This is a genomic window from Roseitalea sp., from assembly GCF_984466335.1.
On the sequence record NZ_CFIFWG010000171.1, the window covers coordinates 1 to 6,308 of the forward strand.

Below are 6,308 nucleotides of genomic sequence, written 5' to 3' on the forward strand. Positions count from 1 at the left end.
TTGCCTTCAAGGCCCCAAGAAGGCCGAGCCGGTCCAGCACATGGCAGGCGTTCGGAGGCACCTGAAGGCCCGCGCCGATCTCCGAGGGCGCCTCGAACGCTTCGACGAGACGGACCGCGCGGCCCTGCCGTGCAAGCCCCAGGGCGACGGTCAGGCCGCCGATGCCGGCGCCCGCAACGAGGATCGGCTCGGCCATGGCTCCGGCGGGCCTCAGGCGGCGGTGGCCGGCGCGTCGAAGGCGCAGCCGGCCGGCTCGGTTTCACCGGCGCCGAGCGCGGCGTTGTGAACGTAGAGCGTCGAGCAGTAGGGGCACACGATCTCGTCTTCGTCACCCATGTCGAGGAACACGTGCGGGTGGTCCTGGGGCGGCATCGCGCCCACGCACATGAACTCCCTGACGCCGATCGCGATGCGGGGGTGTCCGGCGTCGTTGTGGAAATGCGGTGTGGGGCCACCGGCCATGGCGGGTCTCCGGTCTCGTGCCAGTCGGGTCGAAACGGGCGCGGCCCTTTCGCCGCGCCGTGGAACTTGGTAGCCAGTCGCGCGGCGGATTTCCACCCGTGTTTCGCTGAACGATCGTCGCAACCGCACAAAGAGGCCCCGATGCCGTTCTTCTCCCATGGCGATCTCGACCTGGCCTATCTGGACGCCGGGCCACCCGAGGCCGAGCCTGTCCTTCTGGTCCACGGTTTCGCCTCCAATCGCAACGTCAACTGGGTCGGTCCGGGCTGGGTCGGCGCGCTGACCGGGGCGGGTTACCGCGTGATCGCGCTCGACAATCGCGGCCATGGCGAAAGCGCAAAGCCGCACGATCCGGCCGCCTACACACCGCAAAAGATGGCGGACGACGCGATCGCGCTGCTCGATCACCTGACGGTCGAAACCGCGCACCTGTTCGGCTATTCGATGGGCGCGCGGATCTGCGCCTTCGCCGCGCTCGGCCACGGCGCGCGGGTGCGCAGCCTCGTCCTCGGGGGGCTGGGGATGGGCATGGTCGACGGCGTCGGCGACTGGGACCCGATCGCCGCAGCGCTCCTTGCGCCCTCGCTCGACGATGTCACCCATGCGCGCGGGCGCATGTTCCGGGCCTTCGCCGAGCAGACCGGAAGCGACCGCGTGGCGCTCGCGGCCTGCATCGGCGCGTCCCGCATGCCCCTGACGCCCGAGCAGATGGGCGCGATCGCAGCGCCGACGCTGATCGGCGTGGGCACCAGGGACGATCTGGCCGGCGCGCCCGGCCCTCTCGCCGCGCTGATGCGGCGCGCGCGCGCCTTCGACATCGAGGGGCGCGACCATATGCTGGCGGTGGGCGATGCAAGGTTCAAGAAGGCGGTTCTGGCCTTTCTTGGCGATGTGGACGCCGCCTGAATGCGGCGTGACGGTTCCAAATGGACGTCAACTCGTCTAGAATCAATGTCGGCGAACCCGTTGGGAGCCCCCGATGGCCCATGACAAGAAGCGCAGGCAAGCGCCCGCGATCAATCCGGTCGATCCGATCTGGCACCGCATCCGCCAGGACGCGCGTGCTGCGGTCGAAGCCGACCCGGCGATCGGAACATTCTTTCATACGGGCGTTCTGAACCAGCCATGCCTGGAACGGGCCATCGCGCACCGCATCGCCGAACGGCTCGACCATCCGGATGTGCCGGCCGAACTGATTCGCCAGGCATTCGATGCGATGCTCGGTGCCGACGAAACGTTCTCGGAAGCCGTTCGGATCGACCTGCACGCGGTCTGCGATCGCGATCCGGCATGCAATCGCCTGATCGAGCCGTTGCTCTACTTCAAGGGCTTCCACGCGATCCAGACCCACCGTCTCGCCCATTGGCTCCACAATGCCGGCCGGCGCGATTTCGCGCTCTATCTGCAAAGCCGGTCCTCGTCGGAGTTCCAGACCGACATCAATCCGGCCGCGCGGATCGGCAAGGGCATCTTCCTTGACCATGCGACGGGTCTGGTCGTGGGCGAAACGGCGATTGTCGGAGACAATGTCTCGATCCTGCATTCGGTGACGCTCGGCGGCACCGGCAAGGAAGGAAGCGATCGGCATCCGAAGATCGGCGCGGGCGTGCTGATCGGCGCGGGCGCGAAGATCCTCGGCAATATCGAGGTCGGCAAATGCTCCAAGGTGGCGGCCGGCTCCGTCGTGCTGGCCGACGTGCCCCCGTTCAAGACCGTGGCCGGCGTGCCCGCGAAGGTGGTCGGCGAGAGCGGATGCGCCGAGCCGTCCCGCGCCATGGATCAGACCTTGTCATGAAAATCGGCCTTGCCCGGCCTTGAACCGTCCGGCCTTGCATGCCACTGGGGCGCGACCGGCGGTCATAGCCGGATTTTGCAAGCCGATCCGGGGGACATACGTGAAAGCCAGCGAACTCGAACAGCTCACCGCCTATTTCCGGCGCACCTTCGGAAATGCGTCCCTGGCGGTCCGGGCAAGGCCCAGGCTGGCCGATTCGGCCGAGCTTTATCTGGGCGATGAATTTCTCGGCATCGTCTCGCGCATCGAGGATGAGGGCGAGGTGTCCTACGATCTGTCCATGTCGATCCTCGACATCGATCTGGAAGAGTGATCACGCTCACGGCGTGACGATCAAGCCTTGAAGAAGGCCGTCAAGTTCGGCCTTGAATCGGCTCCAGTCCGACAGAAAACGGGCAGGGAACCGTATGCGGACGTCGAGCGTCTCGCCGGCGAAGAGGTCGGTCTCGCAGGCCAGAAGCAGCGGCTCCCGATCGGCGGCGGGCGCGTTGCAGCGGGCGATGAAGGCCGGCATCGCGCCCGTGGCCGCCGGCGCATGGTAGAGGGTCTCATCGACATAGCCGTGCGCCGGGTCGAGCGGCACGGCGGTCAGGCCATGGACCGTGCGCGCCGGACGGCTCGCATCGAACGCCTTATGGTAGACCAGATCGAGCCGCCCGGCCATGTCGAGCAGCCATTGGCGCGGGGTGATCGAAATCAGGACGGTCTGCACCGTGGCGGGATCGGTGTCCGAGAACGCACCGGCCAGATCGGTGCGGTAGCCGGACAGTTCGGGCCAGTGGATTTTCAGGTCGACACGGCTCGTGACGCCGGCCGCGCGCTGTTCGGCGTGGCGGAACATGTTCTGCGGCACATCGAGCACATCGTTGCCGATGACGATCCGCAGCGGCGCGGCCGAGGTGCTCAGATTGGCCCGCAGCAATCGGTCGCCGTAAGAATTGCCGGCAAGGACCATGGCCGCCGAGACGGTTGCGATGGCCGCCAGCGTCCACAAGGCGCGCCATGCCGCGCCGGGCAGACCGTCGGTTATATTGGGCGTCACGGCCTGATCGTTCGGCCGGGCTGGTTGGGTCTGGGCGGTTGTCATGGGCGGCGGCTCGCAATGATCGAGTGCCGTGCGATCCCGGCACGGCGCTTGCGGCACTCCAACGGGTTATGGTTACGGCATGGTTAACGGGCGTCTGTCGCCGGGCTTTGGCGGTGCGATCTTTTCCTTGGAACGTTGGAACGCAGGCGGGCCCCATGGTACGGGAATGGGCATCGCAAACGGGCAGGGGGCCGACATGTCGTTTTATGCGCTCGATGGCGTTGCGCCGCAGATCGTCGGAAACGGGCCGGCCTTCCTGGCCGGGGACGCCAAGGTGATCGGCCGGGTCGCTCTGCACGATGATTGCAGCATATGGTTCGGATGCGTGCTGCGCGGCGACAATGAACCGCTGACGGTCGGCGCGCGCACCAATGTGCAGGAGCACACGGTCATGCATACCGACATGGGCTTTCCGCTGACCGTGGGCGAGGGCTGCACGATCGGCCACCGCGCCATGCTGCACGGCTGCGCGGTGGGCGACAACAGCCTGATCGGGATCGGGGCGATCGTGCTCAACGGCGCGCGGATCGGCGCCAACAGCCTGGTCGGCGCGGGCGCGCTCGTCACCGAGGGCAAGAGCTTTCCGGACAACAGCCTGATCGTGGGCGCGCCGGCCCGCATCGCGCGGACCCTGGATGAGGCGGATGTCGCGGCCTTGCGCGAATCGGCCGATCACTATGTCGAGAACGCCCGCCGCTTCGCGGCCGGGCTCGCGCCCTGCTCCAAACCCTAGCTGTTGAGAAGCAGCGTCGGCAACATTTCCGTGTCAAATTTACTGAAGCTGGCGCATTAATGGCAAATAATTCATGATGTTAAAACTGATGCGATTGCACTTAATTTGAGAATTTCCTTTGAGATTCTCACGATCAACTGCCTAAAACGAGCGAAACCGCCACATTCTTGCATTTAAGTGCCGGGCGACGACACCCGCCTCACCAGCAGCAGAACCCGCCGTCCACCAAAAGGTCCACGCCGGTGCAGAACGAGGATGCACCGGACAGCAGAAACACCGCGGGTCCGACCATCTCGTCGACATCGGCCATGCGCCGCATCGGTGTCTGCCGCTCGAACTCCTTGGTCTGGTGCGCCATCTCGGGGCGCGTGTTCATTGGCGTGGCCGTATAGCCGGGCGATATGCAGTTCACGCGAATGCCCCGGTCCACCCATTCCATCGCCATGGACTTGGTCATGTGGATGACGCCCGCCTTGGATGCATTGTAGTGGGCCTGACTCAAACCGCGATTGACGATGACGCCCGACATGGAGGCGATGTTCACGATCGCCCCGCCCCGGCCATGGGCGATCATCGCGCGCGCTTGCGCCCGGCAGGACAGAAACACGCCTTTCAGGTTGATGTCCATCAGGGTTTGGTACTGATCCTCCGACATGTCCTCGGCGGGGTTGGCGTTGGCGACACCGGCGGCGTTGAGAGTGAGGGTGAGGGGCCCCAACTCACCCTGCGTCCGGTTGACGGCCTCTTCCAGATCCGAGCCGGACGTCACATCGGCTGTAAGGGCGATCGCTCTGCGCCCGGTTTCGATCACCGCGCGTTCAGTGTCTTGAAGGCCGCCATCGGAGCGACGGTCCAGCAAGGCGACATCCGCACCGCATTGCGCCAATCCGATCGCTATGCGCTGGCCAATGCCGCTGCCGGCACCGGTGACGAACGCCACCTGGCCGGACAGATCGAAAAGATCGGGTGCGTGTCGTGAAATGTCTGGCATTTTTCTTCCTGTACCGCTGAAGCCCTAAGAGGTCGCCAACTCCATGATCGACACGTCATTGGCCTGGGAACGATCGAGAATGCCGGCTTGGCGCCCCTGTGCCATCACCATGATCCGCCTGGACACGCCCAGAATCTCTTCAAGGTCCGAACTCACAACGATGACGGCGACACCGTTTTCGGCGAGCCCGACAATGATGTCATAGATCGACGAGCGGGCTCCGACGTCGATGCCCCGCGTGGGCTCGTCCAGGACGACGACATTGGGGTCGCTCGCCAGCCACTTCGCCAGGACGACCTTTTGCTGGTTGCCGCCGGACAGCTCGTCGGCGTTTTGGTGCCTGCGCCCCTTGACGCCGAACCTTTGAATGTTCCTGTCGGCAAAGGCGGCGATACTTCGTTTGGTTATGAAGCCATTCGGCGCGACGGCCTTGAGGTTCGCGTACGCAATGTTCTCCGATATCGGGTGGTCGAGCACCAGCCCCAATTGCTTGCGATCCTCCGGAACCATGACGATGCCCCGCCGGATCGCGTCTTGCGGCGTGCGCAATGTCAGGGTTTGGCCATTCAGTTCGATGCGGCCCGATGCTATCGGATCTATCCCGGCGATTGCGCGGACAAGCTCCGTGCGACCCGCGCCGACCAGGCCCGCGATCCCGAAGATTTCTCCCTTGCGGACACAGAAGCTCGCATCAGCGAAGGTGCCGTGCGGCGAGGACAGCTTGTCGACCTTGAGCACGACCTCATCTTCAGGATCGGGTATGTGCGGGAACATGCGATCGAGGCTGCGGCCGACCATCGCCTCGACGATGGTTCGCACCGGAACGTCGGCGGAATCAAACTCTTGAACCTTGGTACCGTCACGCATGACGACAATGCGGTCGGCGATCTGCCTGACCTCTTCAAGCCGGTGCGAAATGTAGACGATGCCCACGCCATCGGCTTTCAGGCGGGATATCTGCTCGAAGAGCTTTTCGGTTTCCTCGCCGCCGAGAGCTGCCGTCGGCTCATCGAGGATCAAAAGCCGCGCATCGAGCGCCAGTGCCTTGGCGATCTCGATCAATTGCTGATTTGCGGTGGACAGGCCCCGAACGAGCCGTCGGGGGGAAACCTGTAGCCCGAGCCGTTGCAGGCTGGCTCGGGCAAGCTCTTCCATCTGCCCTTGGTCAACGGCAAACAACCGGTTCGGATAGCGGCCGACAAAGACGTTCTCGGCAATGCTGAGATGCGGCAGAAGGGCC

General features: G+C 64.9%; 9 protein-coding genes. 4 read left to right on the forward strand and 5 right to left on the reverse strand.

Features of this window, described 5'->3' with window-relative positions; all coding sequences use genetic code 11:
- Positions 1–196, reverse strand: a 196-nt coding sequence (locus AC5E6L_RS13280; protein ID WP_491773899.1) for an FAD-dependent monooxygenase, incomplete at its 3' end; no start/stop codon positions are given.
- A gap of 14 nt (positions 197–210) precedes the next feature.
- The gene (locus tag AC5E6L_RS13285) at positions 211–462 is read right to left on the reverse strand and encodes a zinc-finger domain-containing protein (RefSeq protein ID WP_491228994.1); all 252 of its coding nucleotides are present in this window, start codon (positions 460–462) and stop codon (positions 211–213) included.
- Positions 463–603: 141 nt separating this feature from the next.
- Here AC5E6L_RS13285 and AC5E6L_RS13290 point away from each other — a divergent pair, with 141 nt between their 5' ends.
- The 3 genes from AC5E6L_RS13290 to AC5E6L_RS13300 all read left to right on the forward strand — a co-directional run bounded on the left by AC5E6L_RS13290 (position 604) and on the right by AC5E6L_RS13300 (position 2,570).
- Positions 604–1,368: an alpha/beta fold hydrolase gene (locus tag AC5E6L_RS13290; RefSeq protein WP_491228993.1), complete on the forward strand. Its 765-nt coding sequence runs from the start codon at positions 604–606 to the stop codon at positions 1,366–1,368.
- 73 nt (positions 1,369–1,441) lie between these two features.
- Entirely contained in the window at positions 1,442–2,257 is an 816-nt protein-coding gene (gene cysE / locus AC5E6L_RS13295) for a serine O-acetyltransferase (RefSeq protein ID WP_491228992.1), read from the forward strand.
- A 100-nt stretch (positions 2,258–2,357) separates the two neighbouring features.
- Entirely contained in the window at positions 2,358–2,570 is a 213-nt protein-coding gene (locus AC5E6L_RS13300) for a DUF3126 family protein (RefSeq protein ID WP_491228991.1), read from the forward strand.
- A gap of 6 nt (positions 2,571–2,576) precedes the next feature.
- Here AC5E6L_RS13300 and AC5E6L_RS13305 read toward each other — a convergent pair whose 3' ends face one another.
- Entirely contained in the window at positions 2,577–3,299 is a 723-nt protein-coding gene (locus AC5E6L_RS13305; RefSeq protein WP_491773903.1) for a hypothetical protein, read from the reverse strand.
- A 241-nt stretch (positions 3,300–3,540) separates the two neighbouring features.
- Here AC5E6L_RS13305 and AC5E6L_RS13310 point away from each other — a divergent pair, with 241 nt between their 5' ends.
- Positions 3,541–4,077 (forward strand): gamma carbonic anhydrase family protein, encoded by a 537-nt coding sequence (locus AC5E6L_RS13310; RefSeq protein WP_491228989.1) that lies wholly within the window; start codon positions 3,541–3,543, stop codon positions 4,075–4,077.
- Between the two features lie 199 nt (positions 4,078–4,276).
- Here AC5E6L_RS13310 and AC5E6L_RS13315 read toward each other — a convergent pair whose 3' ends face one another.
- Both AC5E6L_RS13315 and AC5E6L_RS13320 read right to left on the reverse strand, forming a co-directional pair.
- On the reverse strand, positions 4,277–5,068 hold the full coding sequence (locus tag AC5E6L_RS13315; RefSeq protein WP_491228988.1) for an SDR family oxidoreductase: 792 nt from the start codon (positions 5,066–5,068) through the stop codon (positions 4,277–4,279).
- 24 nt (positions 5,069–5,092) lie between these two features.
- The coding region (locus tag AC5E6L_RS13320; RefSeq protein WP_491773906.1) for a sugar ABC transporter ATP-binding protein at positions 5,093–6,308 on the reverse strand (1,216 nt) is incomplete at its 5' end.